At 71.4% G+C, this 22,120-nt stretch carries 19 protein-coding genes and 1 riboswitch; of the genes, 17 read left to right on the forward strand and 2 right to left on the reverse strand.

What is annotated here, in order from left to right; genetic code table 11:
- The first annotated feature begins 46 nt into the window (after positions 1-46).
- The 14 genes from ACZ7L4_RS11130 to ACZ7L4_RS11195 all read left to right on the forward strand — a co-directional run bounded on the left by ACZ7L4_RS11130 (position 47) and on the right by ACZ7L4_RS11195 (position 16,072).
- The gene (locus ACZ7L4_RS11130; protein ID WP_472101438.1) at positions 47-976 is read left to right on the forward strand and encodes an ABC transporter permease; all 930 of its coding nucleotides are present in this window, start codon (positions 47-49) and stop codon (positions 974-976) included.
- Positions 969-1,754, forward strand: coding sequence for an ABC transporter ATP-binding protein (locus tag ACZ7L4_RS11135; protein ID WP_472101439.1), 786 nt, complete (start codon positions 969-971; stop codon positions 1,752-1,754). Before ACZ7L4_RS11130 ends, ACZ7L4_RS11135 begins: the two co-directional genes overlap by 8 nt.
- A 434-nt stretch (positions 1,755-2,188) precedes the next feature.
- Positions 2,189-3,100, forward strand: a complete 912-nt coding sequence (gene hpnC, locus ACZ7L4_RS11140) for a squalene synthase HpnC (RefSeq protein WP_472102011.1) — start codon at positions 2,189-2,191, stop codon at positions 3,098-3,100.
- Positions 3,097-4,059, forward strand: coding sequence for a presqualene diphosphate synthase HpnD (gene hpnD, locus ACZ7L4_RS11145; protein ID WP_472101440.1), 963 nt, complete (start codon positions 3,097-3,099; stop codon positions 4,057-4,059). Before hpnC ends, hpnD begins: the two co-directional genes overlap by 4 nt.
- Positions 4,060-4,228: 169 nt before the next feature.
- Entirely contained in the window at positions 4,229-5,683 is a 1,455-nt protein-coding gene (hpnE, locus tag ACZ7L4_RS11150) for a hydroxysqualene dehydroxylase HpnE (RefSeq protein WP_472101441.1), read from the forward strand.
- A 125-nt stretch (positions 5,684-5,808) separates the two neighbouring features.
- Complete coding sequence (locus tag ACZ7L4_RS11155; RefSeq protein WP_472101442.1) at positions 5,809-6,867, forward strand: polyprenyl synthetase family protein; 1,059 nt, start codon at positions 5,809-5,811, stop codon at positions 6,865-6,867.
- A 101-nt stretch (positions 6,868-6,968) separates the two neighbouring features.
- Positions 6,969-8,975, forward strand: a complete 2,007-nt coding sequence (gene shc / locus ACZ7L4_RS11160; RefSeq protein ID WP_472101443.1) for a squalene--hopene cyclase — start codon at positions 6,969-6,971, stop codon at positions 8,973-8,975.
- Entirely contained in the window at positions 8,975-9,631 is a 657-nt protein-coding gene (locus ACZ7L4_RS11165; protein WP_472101444.1) for a phosphorylase family protein, read from the forward strand. The genes shc and ACZ7L4_RS11165 overlap by 1 nt, the downstream gene beginning before the upstream one ends.
- A 6-nt stretch (positions 9,632-9,637) precedes the next feature.
- Positions 9,638-10,660: an adenosyl-hopene transferase HpnH gene (gene hpnH / locus ACZ7L4_RS11170; protein ID WP_472101445.1), complete on the forward strand. Its 1,023-nt coding sequence runs from the start codon at positions 9,638-9,640 to the stop codon at positions 10,658-10,660.
- A 7-nt stretch (positions 10,661-10,667) separates the two neighbouring features.
- The gene (gene ispG / locus ACZ7L4_RS11175; protein WP_472101446.1) at positions 10,668-11,831 is read left to right on the forward strand and encodes a flavodoxin-dependent (E)-4-hydroxy-3-methylbut-2-enyl-diphosphate synthase; all 1,164 of its coding nucleotides are present in this window, start codon (positions 10,668-10,670) and stop codon (positions 11,829-11,831) included.
- Between the two features lie 33 nt (positions 11,832-11,864).
- A complete protein-coding gene (gene dxs / locus ACZ7L4_RS11180; RefSeq protein ID WP_472101447.1) occupies positions 11,865-13,775 on the forward strand; it encodes a 1-deoxy-D-xylulose-5-phosphate synthase in 1,911 nt (636 codons plus the stop codon).
- Positions 13,772-15,157 (forward strand): aspartate aminotransferase family protein, encoded by a 1,386-nt coding sequence (locus ACZ7L4_RS11185; RefSeq protein WP_472101448.1) that lies wholly within the window; start codon positions 13,772-13,774, stop codon positions 15,155-15,157. Before dxs ends, ACZ7L4_RS11185 begins: the two co-directional genes overlap by 4 nt.
- 101 nt (positions 15,158-15,258) lie before the next feature.
- Positions 15,259-15,912: a helix-turn-helix domain-containing protein gene (locus tag ACZ7L4_RS11190; RefSeq protein WP_472101449.1), complete on the forward strand. Its 654-nt coding sequence runs from the start codon at positions 15,259-15,261 to the stop codon at positions 15,910-15,912.
- Positions 15,905-16,072, forward strand: a complete 168-nt coding sequence (locus ACZ7L4_RS11195) for a DUF6126 family protein (protein WP_472101450.1) — start codon at positions 15,905-15,907, stop codon at positions 16,070-16,072. The genes ACZ7L4_RS11190 and ACZ7L4_RS11195 overlap by 8 nt, the downstream gene beginning before the upstream one ends.
- A 52-nt stretch (positions 16,073-16,124) precedes the next feature.
- Here ACZ7L4_RS11195 and ACZ7L4_RS11200 read toward each other — a convergent pair whose 3' ends face one another.
- A complete protein-coding gene (locus tag ACZ7L4_RS11200; RefSeq protein ID WP_472101451.1) occupies positions 16,125-16,325 on the reverse strand; it encodes a hypothetical protein in 201 nt (66 codons plus the stop codon).
- Between the two features lie 229 nt (positions 16,326-16,554).
- Here ACZ7L4_RS11200 and ACZ7L4_RS11205 point away from each other — a divergent pair, with 229 nt between their 5' ends.
- Together ACZ7L4_RS11205 and ACZ7L4_RS11210 are read left to right on the forward strand one after the other, a co-directional pair.
- Complete coding sequence (locus ACZ7L4_RS11205) at positions 16,555-17,385, forward strand: ABC transporter ATP-binding protein (protein WP_472101452.1); 831 nt, start codon at positions 16,555-16,557, stop codon at positions 17,383-17,385.
- Positions 17,382-19,898: an FtsX-like permease family protein gene (locus tag ACZ7L4_RS11210; RefSeq protein ID WP_472101453.1), complete on the forward strand. Its 2,517-nt coding sequence runs from the start codon at positions 17,382-17,384 to the stop codon at positions 19,896-19,898. Before ACZ7L4_RS11205 ends, ACZ7L4_RS11210 begins: the two co-directional genes overlap by 4 nt.
- Positions 19,899-19,978: 80 nt before the next feature.
- Here ACZ7L4_RS11210 and ACZ7L4_RS11215 read toward each other — a convergent pair whose 3' ends face one another.
- Positions 19,979-20,776: a tyrosine-protein phosphatase gene (locus ACZ7L4_RS11215; RefSeq protein ID WP_472101454.1), complete on the reverse strand. Its 798-nt coding sequence runs from the start codon at positions 20,774-20,776 to the stop codon at positions 19,979-19,981.
- A 383-nt stretch (positions 20,777-21,159) separates the two neighbouring features.
- Positions 21,160-21,332: riboswitch (cyclic di-AMP (ydaO/yuaA leader) on the forward strand.
- Positions 21,333-21,335: 3 nt separating this feature from the next.
- Here ACZ7L4_RS11215 and ACZ7L4_RS11220 point away from each other — a divergent pair.
- Entirely contained in the window at positions 21,336-22,112 is a 777-nt protein-coding gene (locus ACZ7L4_RS11220; RefSeq protein WP_472101455.1) for a M23 family metallopeptidase, read from the forward strand.
- Positions 22,113-22,120: the final 8 nt, after the last annotated feature.

Consider the following 22,120-nt stretch of genomic DNA (forward strand, 5'->3'; position numbering starts at 1 on the left):
TCGTGCCTGACGGCAGGCCGTGCATTTGAAGACGAAAGTTCCTCTTGTGAGTGAGACAACGCATGACGCCGGAGTCGCGGTGAGCGCGACCCCGTCGCCCGATGACGGGCTCTCCCGGCGCGAACTCGCCGCCAAGTACGGCTTGACCGTCAGCGGGGCCCGGCCGGGCCTTTTCGAGTACGCACGGCAGCTGTGGGGCCGTCGCCACTTCATCCTCGCCTTCTCGCAGGCGAAGCTGACCGCGCAGTACAGCCAGGCGAAGCTCGGCCAGCTGTGGCAGGTCGTGACGCCGCTGCTGAACGCCCTCGTCTACTACTTGATCTTCGGCCTGATCCTGGGTGCGAACCGGGGCATGTCGCACGACGTGTACATCCCGTTCCTGGTGACGGGCGTGTTCGTCTTCCACTTCACGCAGAACTCGGTGATGTCGGGCGTCCGCGCGATCTCGGGCAATCTGGGCCTGGTGCGCGCGCTGCACTTCCCGCGCGCCTCGCTGCCCATCTCCTTCGCCCTGCAGCAGCTCCAGCAGCTGCTGTTCTCGATGATCGTGCTGTTCATCGTGGCGTGCGCCTTCGGCAGCTTCCCGAGCCTGTCGTGGCTGCTGATCGTCCCGGCGCTCGCGCTGCAGTTCCTGTTCAACATGGGCCTGGCGCTGATCATGGCGCGGGCCGGCTCGAAGACCCCGGACCTCGCGCAGCTGATGCCGTTCATCATGCGTACCTGGATGTACGCGTCCGGCGTCATGTTCTCCATCCCGGTCATGCTGAAGGACCACCCGGCGTGGGTCGCGGACGTGCTCCAGTGGAACCCGGCCGCGGTCTACATGGACCTGATGCGCTACGCGCTCATCGACGGCTACGGCGGCGACAACCTGCCGCCGCACGTGTGGGCCCTGGCGCTGGGCTGGGCCGTGGTCGTCGCGGTGCTCGGCTTCGTCTACTTCTGGAAGGCAGAGGAGCGGTACGGCCGTGGCTGATCTCGACAACCCCACCGACGCGCGCGTCCCGACGGTCATCGCCGACGAGCTGCACATCGTCTACCGCGTCAACGGCGCCAAGACCGGCAAGGGCAGCGCCACCTCCGCTCTGAGCCGGATCGTCAAGCGCGGCGACGAGCGCGGCGTGCGCAAGGTGCACGCCGTCAAGGGCGTCTCCTTCACCTCGTACCGCGGCGAGGCCATCGGCCTCATCGGGTCGAACGGCTCCGGCAAGTCGACCTTGCTGCGCGCCATCGCGGGCCTGCTGCCGGCCGAGAAGGGCAAGGTCTACACGAACGGCCAGCCCTCGCTGCTCGGCGTGAACGCGGCCCTGATGAACGACCTCACGGGCGAGCGCAACGTGATCCTCGGCGGTCTCGCCATGGGCATGTCCCGCGAGGAGATCAAGGCGCGCTACCAGGACATCGTCGACTTCTCCGGCATCAACGAGAAGGGCGACTTCATCACGCTGCCGATGCGGACGTACTCGTCCGGCATGGCCGCGCGCCTGCGCTTCTCGATCGCGGCCGCCAAGGACCACGACGTGCTGATGATCGACGAGGCGCTCGCCACCGGTGACCGCAAGTTCCAGAAGCGCTCCGAGGCCCGCATCCGCGAGCTGCGCAAGGAGGCCGGCACGGTCTTCCTGGTGAGTCACAACAACAAGTCGATCCGCGACACCTGCGAGCGCGTCCTGTGGCTCGAGCGCGGGGAACTGCGTATGGACGGTCCGACGGCCGAGGTACTCAAGGAGTACGAGAAGTTCACGGGCAAGTAACCGCCCGCCTCTGGACCACGTCATATGAGGCCCTACCGGCTTCCGTCCGGTGGGGCCTCTGATATGCCTGTAGGCACCAAGTAATTTCCGATCACGGTCAAGGGCGGGTCAACTTCCTTGCCCTGAAGGAATCTTGGCGTCAATCGGTGTGTTGTTGTGATGTGCAGAACACCCCGACGCGAGGGCGGGCGTTGTACAACGTAAGCTGTACCGGCCTCAATCGCGGCATGTGGGGCGATAAGGCGCGACATCCCGACCCCTGCGGGGCTGGGCGGCCGCGCGGACGGCCGGGCGGCGTGTCCGAAATGGGATGCATTGGGTCCGCAGTGTAGAACGGGAGTTGTGACGGCAATGGCTATGGAAACTCTCCAGCTCCGCGGGGCTTTCGCCGTCCTCGGGGAAGCGGGCCGCACCCGGTGAGCGCGCGCCCCCGAGTGCGCCCCGAGAGCCCTGACGAAACAGCGAGCCCGGTGAGCGCCACCCTCGACAAGGCCGCCGAGGAGAACTTCCCGGTGGCCCCGTTCTTCCTGCCGCGCGCCTGGCGCGACGACCTGATGGCCGTGTACGGCTTCGCGCGCCTCGTCGACGACATCGGCGACGGCGACCTCGCCCCCGGCGGCGCGGACGCCCGCTTCCTCGGCGTGTCACCCGATCGGGCGCACGACCGCCTCGCGCTCCTGGACGCCTTCGAGGCCGACCTGCACCGTGTCTTCGGCGGCTCCGACGGCCCGCCCCGGCACCCCCTCCTCAAGGCGCTGCAGCCCACCGTCCGGCACCGCTCGCTCACCCCCGAGCCCTTCCTCGGCCTCATCGCCGCGAACCGCCAGGACCAGCTGGTCACGCGCTACGAGACGTACGACGACCTGCTGGCCTACTGCGAGCTGTCCGCCAACCCCGTCGGCCGCCTCGTCCTCGCGATCACCGGCACCGCGACCCCCGAGCGCATCCGCCTCTCGGACGCGGTCTGCACCGGGCTCCAGATCGTCGAGCACCTCCAGGACGTGGCCGAGGACCTGGGCCGCGACCGGATCTACCTGCCGTCCGAAGACCTGAAGAAGTTCCACGTCGACGAGGCCGACCTCGCCGCGCCGAGCGCGGGCGCATCGGTGCGCGCGCTGGTCGCGTACGAGGCCGAACGCGCCCGCAACCTGCTGAATGAAGGCACCCCCCTGGTGGGTAGCGTCCACGGCAGGCTGAAGCTGCTGCTGGCAGGGTTCGTCGCAGGGGGGAAGGCGGCGGTCCACGCGATCTCCGCCGTGTCGTACGACGTGCTTCCGGGACCACCCAAACCCACCAAGGCGCGGTTGCTGCGCGAGGTGGGAGCGACTCTGCGAGGAGAGGGGTGAGCAAGACCGTGGAGTCTGACCAGACCGTGTCGGCGCCGGTGCTCGCCGCATACAGCTACTGCGAGACCGTCACCGGGCAGCAGGCCCGCAACTTCGCGTACGGGATCCGGCTGCTGCCGACCGCGAAGCGGCGCGCCATGTCGGCCCTGTACGCGTTCTCGCGCCGCGTCGACGACATCGGCGACGGGGGCCTGGAGCCCGACATCAAGGCGCACCGGCTCGACGAGACCAGGGCGCTGCTCGGCCGCGTGCGCGACGGCAAGGTCGAGGAGGACGACACCGACCCGGTGGCCGTCGCCCTCGCCCACACGGCGGACCGCTTCCCGGTCCCGCTGGACGCGCTCGACGAGCTGATCGACGGTGTCCTGATGGACCTGCGCGGCGAGACCTACGAGACCTGGGACGACCTCAAGGTCTACTGCCGGTGCGTCGCGGGCGCCATCGGACGGGTCTCGCTCGGCGTGTTCGGCACCGAGCCGGGGGCGCGCGGCGTCGAGCGGGCGCCGGAGCTCGCAGACACGCTCGGCCTCGCGCTGCAGCTCACCAACATCCTGCGCGACGTGCGCGAGGACGCCGGGGACGGGCGCACCTACCTGCCGGCCGACGATCTCGCGAAGTTCGGCTGCTCCGCCGGGTTCCACGATTCCGTGCCGCCGGCCGGATCGGACTTCGCGGGGCTCGTGCACTTCGAGGTGCGCAGGGCCCGCGCCCTGTTCGCCGAGGGCTACCGGCTGCTTCCCATGCTCGACCGGCGCTCCGGCGCCTGCGTCGCCGCCATGGCAGGCATCTACCGCCGCCTCCTCGACCGCATCGAGCGCGACCCCGAGGCCGTGCTGCGCGGCCGGGTCTCGCTGCCCGGGCACGAGAAGGCGTACGTCGCCGTGCGCGGCCTGTCGGGCCTCGACACCCGCACCGTCGTGCGCGGCGCCCCCCGCGGCACCACCCGGAGGCGCGCCTGATGGACACCGCGGGCCAGGGTGACAGGGCGAGAACCAAGCGGCGGGCAACCCTCCGCCGCGACGCCGCGTCCCTGCATGCAACGGTCGGTCGCGTGTTCGCCACACCCGTCGAATCCGGCCCCGTGCGGGCCGTACGCACCACCGAAGGCACCACCCAGGGGGAGGGCGCATGAGTGACGGGACCACGCCGGACGGGGCGTCCGAGGCGTCCGGGGCGGACGCCGCCGCGGACCGCGCCCGGCCCACCGCGGTGGTCGTCGGCGGTGGGCTCGCGGGGATCACGTCCGCGCTCGCGCTCGCCGACGGCGGCATGGACGTCACCCTCCTCGAAGGGCGGCCCCGGCTCGGCGGCCTCGCGTTCTCCTTCAAGCGCGGCGACCTCACCGTCGACAACGGCCAGCACGTGTACCTGCGCTGCTGCACCGCCTACCGCTGGTTCCTCGACCGCGTCGACGCCGCCGCGCTCGCGCCCCTGCAGGAACGACTCGACGTGCCCGTGCTCGACGCCGAGCGGAACCGGCTCGGCCGGCTGCGCCGCACCGCGCTGCCCGTGCCGCTGCACCTCGCCAAGAGCCTCGCCACGTACCCGCACCTGTCGCTCGCCGAACGCGCGGCCGTCGGCCGCGCCGCGCTCGCCCTCAAGTCCCTGGACCCGGCGGACCCGGCGCTCGACGCGCAGGACTTCGGCTCCTGGCTGGCCGAACACGGTCAGACGCCGCGGGCCGTCGAGGCGCTGTGGGACCTCGTCGGTGTCGCGACCCTGAACGCGGTGGCGGGCGAGTCCTCGCTGGGGCTTGCCGCCATGGTGTTCAAGACCGGGCTGCTGTCCGAGCCCGGCGCCGCCGACATCGGCTGGGCCAAGGTGCCCCTCGGTGAACTCCACGACACTCTCGCCCGCAAGGCGCTCGACTCCGCGGGCGTACGCACCGAACTCCGTACACGCGTCACCTCCATCTCCCGTACGGACAACGGGCGTTGGGCCGTGGAGGTTCCCGCGGGCCCGGACGGGCCCGGCGAGGTGCTCACCGCCGACAGCGTCGTGCTGGCGGTGCCGCAGCGCGAGGCGCACGACCTGCTGCCCGCGGGCGCCCTCGACGACGCCGGCCGGCTGCTCGACATCGGCACCGCGCCGATCCTCAACCTGCACGTCGTCTACGGCCGCAAGGTCCTCAAGCAGCCGTTCTTCACCGCGATCGGCTCGCCCGTGCAGTGGGTCTTCGACCGCACCGACGCCTCGGGCCTGGCGCGCACGCTGCCCGGCGCCCAGTACCTCGCCGTCTCCCAGTCGGCCGCCCAGGACGAGATCGACGCGCCGGTGGCCACCCTGCGCGAGCGCTACCTGCCCGAGCTGGAGCGGCTGCTGCCCGCCGCGCGCGGCGCCACGATCCACGACTTCTTCGTCACCCGTGAGCGGACGGCGACCTTCGCGCCGACCCCCGGCGTCGGCGCCCTGCGGCCCTCGGCCCGCACCAATGCCCCCGGCCTGTACCTGGCCGGCGCGTGGACCGCCACCGGGTGGCCCGCGACCATGGAAGGCGCTGTCCGCAGCGGCACCAGTGCCGCCGACGCGGCGCTCGCCGCGCTCGGCCGCCCCCGCGGCCATCTGTACCGGGAGGCGGCGTGACCAGCGAACTTCCCACGGTGGACGTGACCAGCGACCGTTCGTCGGTGGACGTGACCAGCGACCTTCCGTCGGCGTCCGTGCCGACAACGGTGAATCCGGTAAATCAAGGAGAGACTGTGCCACCTGTGCCCTCGGCCCCAGAGGCTGCCGACGCGGTGGACGTGACCGCGCTTTTGGAGCGCGGCCGAACCCTGGCCACCCCCGTGCTCAAGGCGGCGGTGGACCGCCTGGCACCCCCGATGGACACCGTCGCCGCCTACCACTTCGGCTGGATCGACGCCGAGGGCAACCCGGCCGACGGCGACGGCGGCAAGGCCGTGCGCCCCGCCCTGGCCGTGCTGTCCGCGCAGGCCGCGGGCGCGGCCCCCGAGGTCGGCGTGCCGGGCGCCGTCGCGGTCGAGCTCGTCCACAACTTCTCGCTGCTGCACGACGACCTGATGGACGGCGACGAGCAGCGCCGCCACCGCGACACGGTGTGGAAGGTGCACGGCCCCGCCCAGGCGATCCTCGTCGGCGACGCCCTCTTCGCGCTCGCCAACGAGATCATCCTGGAGCTGGAGACCGTCGACGCCGGCCGCGCCACGCGCCGCCTCACCACCGCGAGCCGCGCGCTGATCGACGGCCAGGCGCAGGACATCGGCTTCGAGCACCGCGAGCGCGTCAGCGTCGTGGAGTGCCTGGAGATGGAGGGCAACAAGACGGGCGCCCTGCTCGCCTGCGCCTCCTCCATCGGCGCCGTCCTCGGCGGCGCCGACGACGCCACCGCCGACGCCCTGGAGAAGTACGGCTACCACCTGGGCCTCGCCTTCCAGGCCGTCGACGACCTGCTCGGCATCTGGGGCGACCCCGAGTCGACCGGCAAGCAGACCTGGAGCGACCTGCGCCAGCGCAAGAAGTCCCTCCCGGTCGTCGCCGCGCTCGGCGCCGGAGGACCGGCCTCCGAGCGGCTCGGCGAACTGCTCGCCGCCGACGCCAAGGACGTCGACTTCGACACCTTCACCGAGGCGGACTTCGCCGCCCGCGCCGCCCTCATCGAGGAGGCCGGCGGGCGCGAGTGGACCGCCGAGGAAGCGCGACGCCAGTACGACGTCGCCCTCGAAGCCCTGGACTCCGTCCAGATGCCCGCCTCGGTGCGCGCCCAGTTCGTGGCGCTCGCCGACTTCGTCGTCGTACGAAAGAGATGATCACTATCGGCCGCATATGACTCGCAGTCGCCGGCCGGTGTCCCGCCAGGGCTCCGGCCGACGGTTACCCAGCATCAGAACCACTGCATGAAGGGATAGCCATGACAGCGACGACCGACGGAAGCTCCGGAGCCACTGCCCCGCAGCCGACCTCGGCCACCACTGCCCAACTGACCGACACGACCCCCGGGGCGGCCGGGCCCGAAGCCGCCGCCGGACGAGCCATACAGCGCGCCACGGACTTCCTGCTCGCGCGGCAGGACGACCGGGGCTGGTGGAAGGGCGACCTCGACACCAATGTGACGATGGACGCCGAAGACCTGCTGCTGCGCCAGTTCCTCGGCATCAGGGACCGGGCCACCACCGACGCCGCCGCGCTGTTCATCCGCGGCGAGCAGCGCGCGGACGGCACCTGGGCCACCTTCTACGGCGGGCCCGGCGACCTGTCCACCACCATCGAGGCCTACGTCGCGCTGCGCCTGGCCGGAGACGCGCCGGACGACGCGCACATGGCGAAGGCCTCCGCGTGGATCCGCGAGCGCGGCGGCATCGCCGAGAGCCGCGTGTTCACCCGGATCTGGCTGGCCCTGTTCGGCTGGTGGAAGTGGGACGACCTCCCCGAACTCCCGCCCGAGCTCATCTACTTCCCCAAGTGGATGCCGCTCAACATCTACGACTTCGGCTGCTGGGCCCGGCAGACCATCGTGCCGCTCACCGTCGTGTCCGCGAAGCGCCCGGTGCGCCCCGCGCCGTTCCCGCTGGACGAGCTGCACACCGACCCGAGCGACCCGAACCCCACCAAACCCCTTGCCCCGGTGGCGAGTTGGGACGGCGCGTTCCAGCGACTCGACAAGGTCATGCACGGCTACCGCAAGGTGGCCCTGCGGCGGCTGCGCAAGGCCGCGATGAACTCCGCGGCCCGCTGGATCGTCGAGCGCCAGGAGAACGACGGCTGCTGGGGCGGCATCCAGCCGCCCGCCGTCTACTCCGTCATCGCGCTGCATCTGCTCGGCTACGACCTCGAACACCCGGTCCTCAAGGCCGGGTTGGCGTCCCTGGACCGGTTCGCCGTGTGGCGCGAGGACGGGGCCCGGATGATCGAGGCCTGCCAGTCGCCGGTGTGGGACACGTGCCTGGCGACCATCGCGCTCGCCGACGCGGGCCTGCCCGCCGACCACCCGGCGCTCGTCAGGGCCGCCGAGTGGATGATCGCCGAGCAGATCGACCGGCCGGGCGACTGGTCCGTGCGCAAGCCCCAACTGGAGCCCGGCGGCTGGGCGTTCGAGTTCGACAACGACAACTACCCCGACATCGACGACACCGCCGAGGTGGTGCTCGCGCTGCGCCGGGTGGACCACCCCGACAAGGCGCGCGTCGAGCGGGCCATCGAGCGCGGTGTGCGCTGGAACCTCGGGATGCAGTCGAAGAACGGCGCGTGGGGCGCCTTCGACGTCGACAACACCAGTCCGTTCCCCAACCGGCTGCCGTTCTGCGACTTCGGCGAGGTCATCGACCCGCCGTCCGCCGACGTCACCGGGCACGTCGTCGAGATGCTCGCCGTCGAGGGCCGCACCCGCGACCCGCGCACCCGGCGCGGCATCGAGTGGCTGCTGGCCGAACAGGAGGACAGCGGCGCCTGGTTCGGCCGCTGGGGCGTCAACTACGTCTACGGCACCGGCTCCGTGGTGCCCGCCCTGACCGCGGCGGGCCTGCCCGCCTCGCACCCCGCGATCAGACGGGCCGTGAGCTGGCTGGAGTCCGTCCAGAACGAGGACGGCGGCTGGGGCGAGGACCTGCGCTCGTACCGCTACGAGGACTGGAAGGGGCACGGCGCCTCGACCGCCTCGCAGACCGGCTGGGCGCTGCTCGCGCTGCTCGCGGCGGGGGAGCGGGACTCGAAGGCCGTCGAACGCGGCGTCACGTACCTCGCCGAGACCCAGACCGAGGACGGCACCTGGGACGAGCCGTACTTCACCGGAACCGGCTTCCCCTGGGACTTCTCGATCAACTACCACCTGTACCGGCAGGTGTTCCCGCTGACCGCGCTCGGCCGGTACGTCAACGGCGAGCCGTTCAGCGACAAGGGCGCCGCCGCCAAGGGGAGCTGATGACCGCATCGCCGGTGGCCCGCCCACCGGAGACCGCGCCGCTGCTGGTCGCCTGCGCGCTCGGCATCGAGCACCTCGCGCTGCGCAGCGGCAGCCGGGCCGGGGCCACGAGCCCCGTGACCGTGCTGCGTACGGGCATGGGGCCCACGGCCGCCGAGCGCGCCGTGACCGAGGCGCTGGGCGCGCCCGTGCTGCGCGACGCCGCCGTACTGGCCACCGGGTTCTGTGCCGGGCTCGCGCCCGGCATGCACCCCGGCGACCTGGTCGTCGCCGAGGAGACCCGTGACACGTACGGCAGCACGCCGTGCGCGGGCACGGAGCTCCTCGTCAAGGAGCTGGTGCGGGCCGTGCCCGGCAGGACCGTGCACACCGGGCCGCTGACCGGCTCGGACCACGTGGTGCGCGGTCACGAGCGCGCCGACCTGCTCGCGACCGGCGCGATCGCCGTCGACATGGAGTCGGCCGCGACCCTGCGGGCGGCCGGGGGCGCCGGGAGGCGTCCGGTTGCCGCCGTCCGGGTGGTCGTGGACGCTCCAGAACATGAACTCGTCAGGATCGGCACGGTTCGCGGTGGACTATCGGCTTTCCGTGTCCTTCGTGCCGTCCTGCCCGCTTTTTTTGAATGGCACCGTTCTTTGCTGCTCCCTCGGAGGTGAGCCCAGATGGCCATGCCGCTTCGTCAATCCATCAAGGTTGCGACATATCTCGCTGAACAGAAGATCCGCAGGCGGGACAAGTTTCCGCTGATCGTCGAATTGGAACCGCTCTTCGCCTGCAACCTGAAGTGCGAGGGCTGCGGAAAGATCCAGCACCCGGCCGGGGTACTCAAGCAGCGCATGCCGGTCGCCCAGGCCGTCGGCGCCGTCCTCGAATCGGGCGCCCCGATGGTGTCCATCGCGGGCGGCGAGCCGCTGATGCACCCTCAGATCGAGGAGATCGTGCGGCAGTTGGTGGCCAAGAAGAAGTACGTCTTCCTGTGCACCAACGCGATGCTGCTGCGCAAGAAGATGGACAAGTTCACGCCCTCGCCGTACTTCGCCTTCACGGTGCACATCGACGGCATGCGCGAGCGGCACGACGAGTCCGTCGCCAAGGAAGGTGTCTTCGACGAGGCGGTCGAGGCGATCAAGGAGGCCAAGCGGCGCGGCTTCCGGGTCACCACGAACTCGACCTTCTTCAACACCGACACCCCGCAGAACATCATCGAGGTGCTCAACTACCTCAACGACGACCTGAAGGTCGACGAGATGATGATCTCGCCCGCGTACGCCTACGAGAAGGCGCCCGACCAGGACCACTTCCTGGGCGTCACGCAGACCCGCGAGCTGTTCAAGAAGGCGTTCACGGGCGGCAACAGGCGGCGCTGGCGGCTCAACCACTCGCCGCTGTTCCTCGACTTCCTCGAGGGCAAGGTCGACTTCCCGTGCACCGCGTGGGCCATCCCGAACTACTCGCTGTTCGGCTGGCAGAAGCCCTGCTACCTGATGGCGGACGGGTACGTGCCCACGTACAAGGAGCTCATCGAGAAGACCGACTGGGACGCGTACGGCCGCGGCAAGGACCCGCGCTGCGACAACTGCATGGCGCACTGCGGCTACGAGCCGACCGCCGTGCTCGCCACGATGGGATCGCTGAAGGAGTCCATTCGCGCCATGTCCGAGACCGTCGCCGGGAACCGTGGGTGAGCGCGTCATGACCGGAGAGCCTGTCTCACTGGGCCTCCCCGAGGTGCCGGTCCGACCCATCGCTGAACGGCGAGTCAGCCGTCAGATCCAGGTCGGACCGGTGGCCGTGGGAGGCGGCGCCCCCGTGTCCGTACAGTCGATGACCACGACCCGCACGTCCGACATCGGCGCGACGCTGCAGCAGATCGCCGAGCTGACGGCCTCCGGCTGCCAGATCGTGCGGGTGGCGTGCCCGACGCAGGACGACGCGGACGCCCTCGCGACCATCGCGCGCAAGTCGCAGATCCCCGTGATCGCGGACATCCACTTCCAGCCGAAGTACGTGTTCGCCGCCATCGACGCGGGGTGTGCGGCGGTGCGCGTGAACCCGGGCAACATCAAGCAGTTCGACGACAAGGTGAAGCAGATCGCGCGGGCCGCCTCGGACGCCGGCACACCGATCCGGATCGGGGTCAACGCGGGCTCCCTGGACAAGCGGCTGCTGCAGAAGTACGGCAGGGCGACCCCGGAGGCGCTCGTCGAGTCGGCGCTGTGGGAGGCCTCGCTCTTCGAGGAGCACGGCTTCCGGGACATCAAGATCTCGGTGAAGCACAACGACCCGGTGGTGATGGTCAACGCGTACCGGCAGCTCGCCGCCGCGTGCGACTATCCGCTGCACCTGGGTGTCACCGAGGCCGGGCCCGCCTTCCAGGGCACCATCAAGTCCGCCGTGGCCTTCGGGGCGCTGCTGAGCGAGGGCATCGGAGACACCATCCGGGTCTCGCTGTCCGCGCCGCCCGCCGAGGAGTGCAAGGTCGGCATCCAGATCCTGGAGTCGCTGGGCCTGCGGCAGCGCCGCCTGGAGATCGTGTCGTGCCCGTCCTGCGGGCGCGCGCAGGTGGACGTCTACAAGCTGGCCGACGAGGTGACCGCCGGGCTCGACGGCATGGAGGTGCCGCTGCGGGTCGCCGTCATGGGCTGCGTGGTCAACGGCCCCGGCGAGGCGCGCGAGGCGGACCTGGGGGTCGCGTCCGGCAATGGCAAGGGCCAGATCTTCGTCAAGGGCGAGGTCATCAAGACGGTGCCCGAGTCGAAGATCGTCGAGACGCTGATCGAAGAGGCGATGAAGATCGCCGAACAGATGGAGAAGGACGGCGCCGCGTCGGGGGCTCCCGACGTCACCGTGAGCTGATCTCTTGACGAAGGACGGGAAGGGGGCTCGAGCGTGACGATTCTGGAAAGCATCCGGGGGCCGCGCGACCTGAAGGCACTGAGCGAGGAGGAACGCGACGAACTGGCCGTGGAGGTCAGGGAGTTCCTCATTCACGCGGTCGCGAGGACGGGGGGACACCTCGGGCCGAACCTGGGCGTGGTGGAACTGTCCATCGCGCTGCACCGGGTCTTCGAATCACCGGTGGACCGCCTCGTGTGGGACACCGGTCACCAGAGCTATGTGCACAAGCTTCTGACGGGCCGCCAGGACTTCTCCAAGCTGCGCGGCAAGGGCGGCCTGTCCGGCTACCCCTCGCGCGAGGAGTCCGAGCACGACATCGTGGAGAACTCGCACGCCTCCACCGCGCTCGGCTGGGCCGACGGCCTGGCCAAGGCACGCCAGGTGCAGGGCGAGCGCGGCCACGTCGTCGCCGTCATCGGCGACGGCGCCCTGACCGGCGGGATGGCCTGGGAGGCACTGAACAACATCGCGGCCGCCAAGGACCGGCCGCTGATCATCGTCGTCAACGACAACGAACGCTCCTACGCACCCACCATCGGCGGCCTCGCCAACCACCTGGCGACGCTCCGGACGACGGACGGCTACGAGAAGGTGCTGGCCTGGGGCAAGGACGTCCTGCTGCGCACGCCCGTCGTCGGGCACACCGTGTACGAGTCGCTGCACGGCGCGAAGAAGGGCTTCAAGGACGCGTTCGCGCCGCAGGGCATGTTCGAGGACCTGGGCCTGAAGTACGTGGGCCCCATCGACGGCCACGACGCGGGTGCCGTCGAATCGGCGCTGCGGCGCGCGAAACGCTTCCACGGGCCGGTCCTCGTGCACTGCCTGACCGAGAAGGGCCGCGGCTACGAGCCGGCGCTCGCCGACGAGGCGGACCGCTTCCACACCGTCGGCGTGATGGACCCGCTCACCTGCGAGCCGCTCGCGCCGTCCAACGGGCCTTCCTGGACCTCGGTGTTCGGCGACGAGATCGCGGCGATCGGGCGCGAGCGCGAGGACGTCGTCGCGATCACCGCGGCGATGCTGCACCCGGTGGGGCTCACCAAGTTCGCCCAGGAGTTCCCCGAGCGGGTCTGGGACGTGGGGATCGCCGAGCAGCACGCGGCGGTGTCGGCCGCCGGGCTCGCAACCGGCGGTCTGCACCCGGTCGTTGCCGTGTACGCGACCTTCCTCAACCGGGCCTTCGACCAGTTGCTGATGGACGTCGCGCTGCACAAGTGCGGGGTCACCTTCGTGCTCGACCGGGCCGGCGTCACCGGCGCCGACGGGCCCTCCCACAACGGCATGTGGGACATGTCCGTGCTCCAGGTCGTGCCGGGCCTGCGGATCGCCGCGCCGCGCGACGCCGACCAGCTCCGGGCCCAGCTGCGCGAAGCGGTCGCCGTCGACGACGCGCCGACCATGCTGCGGTTCCCCAAGGAGTCGGTGGGCGCGCCGATCGCGGCGGTCGACCGGGTCGGCGGCATCGACGTACTGCACCGCACCGAGGGTGCGCGGGTGCTGCTTGTCTCGGTCGGTGTGATGGCGTCGGTGTGCCTCCAGGCCGCCGAACTCCTGGAGGAGCGCGGCATCAACTGCACGGTCGTGGACCCCCGTTGGGTCAAACCCGTCGACCCCGACCTCGCGCCCTTGGCCGCCGCGCACGACCTGGTCGCCGTCGTCGAGGACAACAGCAAGGCGGCGGGCGTCGGCTCGGCCGTCGCGCTCGCCCTCGGTGAGGCGGATGTCGACGTTCCCGTACGGCGGTTCGGCATCCCCGAGCAGTTCCTGCCGCACGCCAAGCGGGGCGAGGTGCTGGCCGACATCGGTCTGACACCGGTGGAGATCGCGGGCCGGATCGCGACCAGTCTGAGCCCGGCCGCGGACAACCCGAACGCGGCCGCGGACAAGGAGAAGAACGCATGAGCAAGGAGTTCGACCTCGGCACGCTGCTCGCCGAGCGCGGCGCCGAACGGTACGAGCTGCACACCAAGTACCTCAACCACCAGCTGCCGAAGATGCTGCACACCATCGGCTTCGACAAGGTCTACGAGCGGGCCGAGGGCGCGCACTTCTGGGACGCGGACGGCAACGACTACCTGGACATGCTCGCCGGCTTCGGCGTCATGGGCCTCGGCCGGCACCACCCCGTCGTACGCAAGGCACTGCACGACGTCCTCGACGCCTCGCTCGCCGACCTGACCCGCTTCGACTGCCAGCCGTTGCCGGGCCTGCTCGCCGAGAAGCTGGTGGCGCACAGCCCGCACCTGGACCGGGTGTTCTTCGGCAACAGCGGTACGGAGGCGGTCGAGACGGCGCTGAAGTTCGCGCGGTACGCGACCGGCAAGCCGCGGATCCTGTACTGCGCGCACGCCTTCCACGGTCTGACGACCGGCTCGCTGTCGGTGAACGGGGAGGACGGCTTCCGCGACGGCTTCGCCCCGCTGCTGCCCGACACCCCGGTCCCGCTCGGCGATCTCGACGCGCTGGCACGGGAGTTGAAGAAGGGCGACGTCGCCGGACTGATCGTCGAGCCGATCCAGGGCAAGGGCGTGTACGCGGCGCCGCCCGGCTATCTGCGCGGCGCGCAGGAGCTGCTGCGCAAGCACAAGGCGCTGCTCATCGCGGACGAGGTGCAGACGGGCCTGGGGAGGACGGGTGACTTCTACGCCTACCAGCACGAGGAGGGCGTCGAGCCGGACCTGGTGTGCGTGGCGAAGGCGCTGTCGGGCGGGTACGTACCGGTCGGCGCGACGCTCGGCAAGGACTGGATCTTCAAGAAGGTCTACTCGTCCATGGACCGGGTCCTCGTCCACTCGGCGAGCTTCGGCTCCAACGCGCAGGCGATGGCGGCGGGCCTCGCGGTCCTGTCGGTCATGGAGGACGAGGAGACGGTCGCGAACGCGCGGGCGATGGGCGAGCTGCTCATCTCCCGCCTGAGCGAACTCGTCGACCGCTACGAGCTGTTGAGCGACGTGCGCGGCCGCGGACTGATGATCGGCATCGAGTTCGGCCGCCCCAAGTCCCTGAAACTGCGCAGCCGTTGGACGATGCTGCAGGCCGCGCGCAAGGGCCTGTTCGCGCAGATGGTCGTGGTGCCGCTCCTGCAGAAGCACCGGATCCTGACCCAGGTCTCGGGCGACCACCTCGAGGTCATCAAGCTGATCCCGCCGCTGGTCGTGAACGAGGCCGACGTCGAGCGGTTCGTCGAGGCGTTCACGGCGGTCATGGACGACGCGCACAGTGGGGGCGGGCTGATGTGGGACTTCAGCAAGACACTGATCAAGCAGGCGGTGGCGAACCGCTGAGATCGTGTGGTCGTGGGCCGGGGTGTTCGGCTCGGCCGCGGGCTTTTGCCTCTGAGGCAAGAAAGTTGCCGCAGAGGCAAGGCTCTGGCTGAATCGAGAGCATGAGCCCTGCCCTCTCGCCGGACGAGGCGGACGGTGCGGAGGTTCCGGAACCCCCGGAACTTCCCGCCGTCGCGCCCCAGCTCCGCGAACTGCGCCGCCGCGCCGCCCTCACCCTGGAGGCGGCCGCCGCATCCGCCGGCCTGTCCCCGGCGCACCTGTCCCGCCTGGAGACCGGACAGCGTCAGCCCTCGCTCCCGATGCTGCTCTCACTGGCCCGTATCTACGGTACGACGGTATCCGAACTCCTGGGCGAGACCCCCGCCGACCGGGACGCGGTCGTGCGCGGCGGCACGATGGACGCGACCGAGGCCGGCGGCTGGACGTACCGGCAGGCCGGATCACCGGGCCGCGGCATGCAGGCCTTGCAGGTCCACGCGCCGTACGGCTCCCAGGGCGATGTCGTGCGCGTGCACCCGGGCGAGGAGTGGCTGTACGTCCTGTCGGGCCGGCTGCGCCTGCGCCTGGGGGACACCTCCTACCGGCTCGACCCGGGGGACAGCTCCCACTTCGACTCGCTCACCCCGCACCGGATCGCCGCCGTCGACCCGGGCGGCGTCGACTTCCTGTTCGTCCACACCCTGCTGCAGAGCCCGACGGCCGCGCTGTGCCTCGGCCCGTCGTCGGGCCCGGTAAAGGAGACCCGCCATGGCTGACACGGCCGACCCGACCGAGCCCACCCCCGCCCCGGCCCGCCGCCAGATCGAGGACAAGCTGCCGCGCGGCATCCTGATCCGGGTCCTGGTGTACGTCTTCGCCGGGCATGCGCTGGCGGCGTTCATCTACTTGCTGTTTACGCTGGGTGGGAGTCAGTGATGGCCACCGACCTCCCAGAATCGGCCGCGTCGGAGTAGGGGAAGGCTGTCGCTTACGCGGCAGTACCGCGGTTCAAGTCGTCGAGGGCATCGAGCTGCAAGACTTCGAGGTCCTTCAGGGGCTCGCGGCGGGAGGCCTGCCACGTGGCGAGGCGGGCGGCGGAGTCGTGTACGGCCTGCGCCATTAGGGCCTTCGCCGCATAGGCCGACAGATTTCCGTCGGCTTCGTTGGTCGCTGCCTCGAGTACGTCCACGGGGAGGGTCACCGTCACGCGCTTCCGAGGTGTCATATCTTGAAGCGTACTCATCCGCCTACATCGTGTGCCCCTCTTGCCGAGTATCTGGACCCCGTTGGCGACGGCGCCACCCCTACTGCGGTACCACCCCATCATTGGCTCCTGGGTATGACGCCGGCCGCCCGTTCGTCCTCGCACACTCCTCTGCGTCAGAACGCGGACGAGTGCGAGAGGGCGGGACAGGGCCATGGGGCTACGCAGGAGCAAGCGGCGGACGGTGGAGGACGGGCGGCCGGAGGCGGCGGCCGGGACGCCGGGGCTCGCTGTCGAACTGCGCGGTGTGCGGCGGCGGTACGGGCGCGGGGCCGGGGCGGTGCACGCGCTCGCGGGCGTCGATCTCGCGCTTCCGCGCGGCACGTTCACGGCCGTCATGGGGCCGTCCGGGTCAGGCAAGTCCACCTTCCTGCAGTGCGCCGCCGGGCTCGACCGGCCGACGGAGGGATCCGTGCGCCTGGGTGGCACGGAGATCACCGGGATGAGCGAGAACCGGCTCACCGAGCTGCGCCGCAGCCGCCTCGGCTTCGTCTTCCAGGCGTTCAACCTGCTGCCGTCGCTGACCGTGGAGCAGAACGTGCTGCTGCCGATGCGTCTCGCGGGGCAGCGCCAGGACCGCCGCCGCGCCGCAGCCGTGCTCGCGCAGGTCGGGCTCGCCGACAAGGCGCGGCGCCGGCCCGGTGAGCTCTCCGGCGGCCAGCAGCAGCGCGTGGCCGTCGCCCGCGCCCTGGTCACGAGCCCCGACGTGGTGTTCGCCGACGAGCCCACCGGCGCCCTCGACACCGGTACCGCCGCCGAGGTCCTCGGCCTGCTCCGGCACGCGGTCGACTCCCTCGGTGCCACGGTCGTCATGGTCACCCACGACCCGGCCGCGGCCGCCTGGGCCGACCGCGTGCTGTTCCTCGCCGACGGCGCCTTCGCCGACAGCCTGGAGCGCGGTTCGGCGCAGACGATCGCGGCGCGGATGGCGACGCTCGCCGCCCGCACCTCCCGCGCGGGCGCGATGGCGGGGGCGGCGGCATGAGGCGCCTCGCCCCGAACGGTCTCGCGCGGGCGGCCGTCCGCTTCAAACCCGCCTCGTTCGCGGGCACGTTCGTCGCGCTGCTGATGTCGGCACTGATCGTCGCGGCCTGCGGCAGTCTGCTGGAGACGGGCGTACGTGCCTCGGTTCCGGCCGAGCGGTACGCGAAGGCGCCGGTCGTGGCGGCGGCCGATCAGTCCGCCCGCGTCGTCGCCGACACCGTCGACGGCCCCGAGGAGACGGCGTACCCGCTCCCGGACACCGCGCGCGTGGACGCGGGGCTCGCCGCGAAGGCCGCCCGAGCACCGGGAGCCGAGGCCGCGGTGGCGGACTTCAGCTTCCCGGTGCGGCAGGGCAGCGGCGGACTCACCGGCCACGGCTGGGGCTCGCACGCCTTCACCGGCAGCACGCTGTCCGGAGGAACCGGGCCGCGCACGGGCGAGGTGGTGCTCGACGCCGCCGCGGCCCGCACCGCGAAGGCCGACGTCGGTGACACGGTCACGCTGGAAACCGCCGCGGGACGCGGGCAGTTCCGGGTGTCCGGTCTGGCCGCAGCCGGGCCGGGCGACACCGCGGCGACGGGCACGGCGTCCGGCGGCGGGGCCACGGCCTGGTTCGCGGACACCGAGGCCCCGGCGCTGTCCGGGCACCCCGGCAAGGCCGACGCCGTCGCTGTCCTGGCGAAGGACGGAGCCGACACCGGTGCCCTCGCCACCGCCGTCGAGAAGGCCCTGGCAGGATCCGACGCGCAGGTGCTCACCGGCGACGACCGCGGCGAGGTCGAGGACCACGGACTTGCCTACGCCAAGGAGACGCTCACCGCGCTCGGCGGCTCCTTCGGCGGGATCGCCACGCTGGTCGCCGTGTTCACCGCGGCAGGCACGGTCGCCCTCTCGGTCGGCCAGCGCACCCGCGAGTTCGCGCTGCTGCGTGCCGTGGGCGCCACCCCGCGGCAGATCCGTCGGGCGGTCGCCGCCGAGGCGCTGCTCGTCGCGCCGCTCGCCGGGGTGCTCGGGTGCCTGCCGGGCATCGGGCTCGCCCACTGGTGGTTCGGGCAGCTGCAGGACCGCGGGGCCGTCCCGCAGGCGGTCGAGCTGCACGTCTCGTGGATCCCGCTGGTCGCCGCCGTCGGGACGGGACTGCTCACCGCGCTCGGCGCGGGCTGGATCGCCGGGCGCAGGCCCGCGAGGATCAAGCCGGGGCAGGCCCTCGCCGAGGCCTCGGTGGAGCGGCTGCGCCCGGGCGTCATCCGCACCGTGCTCGGCCTCGCGGCCCTCGGCGGCGGCTCGGCGCTCGCGGGCGTCGCGGCCACGACCGGCGGCGCCGACGCGGCCAACGCCTCCCTCGGCGTCGTGATGCTCTTCATGCTCGCCGTCGCCCTGCTCGGCCCGCTGGTGGCCCGGCTGTGCGCGACGCTCTTCGGGGCGCTGCTGCGCGGCGGCGGCGCCTCGGCCTCGCTGGCGGCCGCCAACTCCCGTACGAACTCACGCCGGTTGGCCTCCGCGATCACGCCGATCGTGCTGGCGATGGCCTTCGCCTCGACGCTGGTGTTCATGCACACGAGCGAGAGCAAGGTCTCCGCGGACCAGCTGCGCGCGGGCCTCACGGCGGACCACGTCGTCACCAACCCGGCGGGCCTGCCCGCGGGCGCGGCCGACCGGGCCGCCCGAGCCCCCGGCGTCGACGCGGCGGTGAGCCTGCTCGACACGCAGGTGCTCGTCCCGGTCGACTCGGGCGGCGAGACGTCGCTGCAGGCGACCGCGACGCAGGGCATTTCGGGCTCCGGTGCCGAGCTCGCCAAGGTGCAGGACCTGGATGTGCGCGGCGGCAGCCTGGACCGGGTGGGCGCGGGCCGCATCGCCATCGACCGGACCCTCGCCACGGCGGCGAAGGTGCAGGTCGGCGACAGGCTGCCGCTCTATCTCCCCGACGGCACGAAGGCACGCCCGGAGGTCGCCGCGGTCTACGGCCGGGGCCTGGGCCTGCCGGCGGTGACCATGGACCGCGCCTCCCTGGCAGGACACGTCACCTCGGGCTTCGACGGGACGCTGCTGGTGCGCGGCGGCGACGCCGGGCCGCTCACCGCGCTCGGCCAGGTCACCGACGCCTCGGGCTACGCCGTCGCGCGGAGCGTCGACGACGAACTGGGCGCCTGGTCCAACTACATGATGGCCGCGGTCCTGGGCGGCTTCGCCGCCGTCGCGGCGGTCAACACCCTGGTGATGACGGTCCTGGACCGCCGCCGCGAACTGACCGTGCTCCGCCTCGTCGGCTCCACGCGCCGCCAGGTGCTGCGGATGCTGCGCTGGGAGAGCCTGCTGGTGTCGGCGGCGGGGGTGGCGCTGGGCACGGCCATCGCGTTGATCACGCTGACCCCGATGATGCGCGGAATGACGGGGGAGTCCCCGTACATACCGCCGCTGCTGTACGGCACGTTCGCCGGGGGCGCGGTGTGCCTCGGCCTGCTCGCGGTGACCCTCCCCGCCCGCGCGGCGCTGCGAGACAGGGAGGGGTGACGTTCGGCGCCCGGTGTCACGGCGAGGGCGGCGCCGGGCGGCAGGTGACGCCCGGCGCGGCGCCGTATGACGCCCGACCGTCAGTCGAGGAGCCGCTCGCGCAGCCGCTCGCGGGTGGCCGCGGTGAGCTTCAGGCCCTCTTCGAGGTAGCGGTCCGTGCTGCCCCACTGCTCGTCGATGGTCTCGAGGCCGGCGTTGAGGTACTCGATGCGGGCGTCGAAGAGCGGGCTGAGCAGCTCCATGACCTCGGGGGAGTAGGCGTCCTTCGCGGTGGCGGTGCGGCGCACGTTGTAGCGGCGGTGCTTCTCGTTCGACTTGAGGTAGTCCGCTTCGATGGCGTCGCGCTCCACGCCCACCGCGAGCAGCGTCACCGCGATCGACAGGCCGGCGCGGTCCTTGCCGGCCGCGCAGTGCATCAGCGCGGGGAGGCTGTCCTCGGCGAGGGAGTGCAGCACGCGGCTGTGCTCGGCGGTGCGCTCCTTGATCATGGTGCGGTAGGACTCGACGAGGCGGTTGGCCGCCCGGCCCTCGGAGAGGATCTGGCGCAGCTGCTCGATGTCGCCGTCGCGGACCATGGCCCAGAATTCGGCGCCGTCGGCCGGGTCGTTGAGCGGCAGGTTGAGATTGCGCACACCGGGCAGCTCGACGTCGGCGCCCTCCAGCTTCTGGTCCGCGGCGTTGCGGAAGTCGAAGACGGTGTGCAGGCCGAGCGAGGAGAGGAAGGTCGAGTCCTCGGCCGTGGCGTGGGCGAGGTGACCGCTGCGGAACAGTACGCCCTGGCGCACGCGCCGGCCGTCCACGGTGGGCAGGCCGCCCACGTCTCGGAAGTTGCGCACTCCGGTCAGCTCGGGCTCGGTGGACGGTGCGTGCTGCGTCACAGGGGCTCCTCCCAATCGGTGCACCGGCGTTGGGTCGCCGGCGGGCGCGCTCCTGACGATACGACATCGGTTCCACAGGCAACCATCTGTCCGATTCGTTCCGATCTGTGCCAACTGTGCGTGAATCGAAGGGGCTTGTGGGCGTGTGCGTGACCGGCCTCATGTTCGTGACGCTGTGTGGCGGGCGGCCCGGATTGCCTCCCCAGTAATCCCCGAAGGTATGGCGTTGGTAAAGCGGGGAATGTCGACGCAGGGTTACACAGGGAGGCCTCAGAAACCCAAGGAATTGCCGCCGCAGGTGAATTCGGCAGTTGTCGCCGCCATTGCGGTTCGCCTACGGTCACCAATCAATCCGGTCGGAACGCCTAGTCCTGCCGCCGCCCGGATTCCTTTCGACTACCCGTCACGGCAGGAGCGGGGGACCCACACGCACGACGCCGCGTAGGGGGATTTCCCGAAGCGGCTAGGGGTGAAGCCGTGCCCGTACTCCGGGTGCGGCCGGGCATCTCCAGCCCGAACCCGACAGCTCACCTCGTAGGCGACGGAGAGGAAATTCAGCATGCCCGCAAAGGGAAAGCACCGCCTTTCGACCTCCCGCCGCATCGCCCGTGTCGCCGCCGTCGCCTCCGCCGGTGGAGTCGCCGTGGCGCTGCCGCTGATGGGCGCCACCGGCGCGCAGGCCGCGACGTCCGGCGGCACCGCCGACGCCACGACGTACACCGTCAAGGCCGGTGACACGCTCTCGAAGATCGCCAAGGCGCAGGACGTCGACGGCGGCTGGAAGAAGCTGTACGAGGACAACAAGGACGCCGTCGGCTCCAACGCCGACCACCTCAAGATCGGCGTCAAGCTCGACCTCGGCGGCGCGGCCGAGGGCGGCTCCGCCGACGAGGCCACCGCCACGCAGGCGAGCGCCAAGACCACCGCCTCCGGCGACTACGTGGCGCCGGTCGACGGCGCCCAGGGCCACGGCTACGGCAACTCCGGATCCATGTGGTCCAGCGGCAGCCACACCGGCGCCGACTACTCGATCCCGACCGGCACCTCCGTGAAGTCGATCGCCGACGGCACCGTCGTGTCGACCGGCTCGGGCGGCGCGTACGGCAACGAGGTCGTCATCGAGCACGCCGACGGCCACTTCTCCCAGTACGGCCACCTGTCCTCGATCGGTGTCGCCCAGGGTGACACCGTGACGGCCGGCCAGGAGATCGCCAAGTCCGGCGCGACGGGCAACGTCACCGGACCGCACCTGCACTTCGAGGTCCGCACCACCGCGGACTACGGCTCGGACATCGACCCGATCGCCTACCTGAGCGAGCACGGCGTGAACGCCTGAGACGTTTC

It is taken from the genome of Streptomyces sp. NPDC107575 (assembly GCF_055657265.1).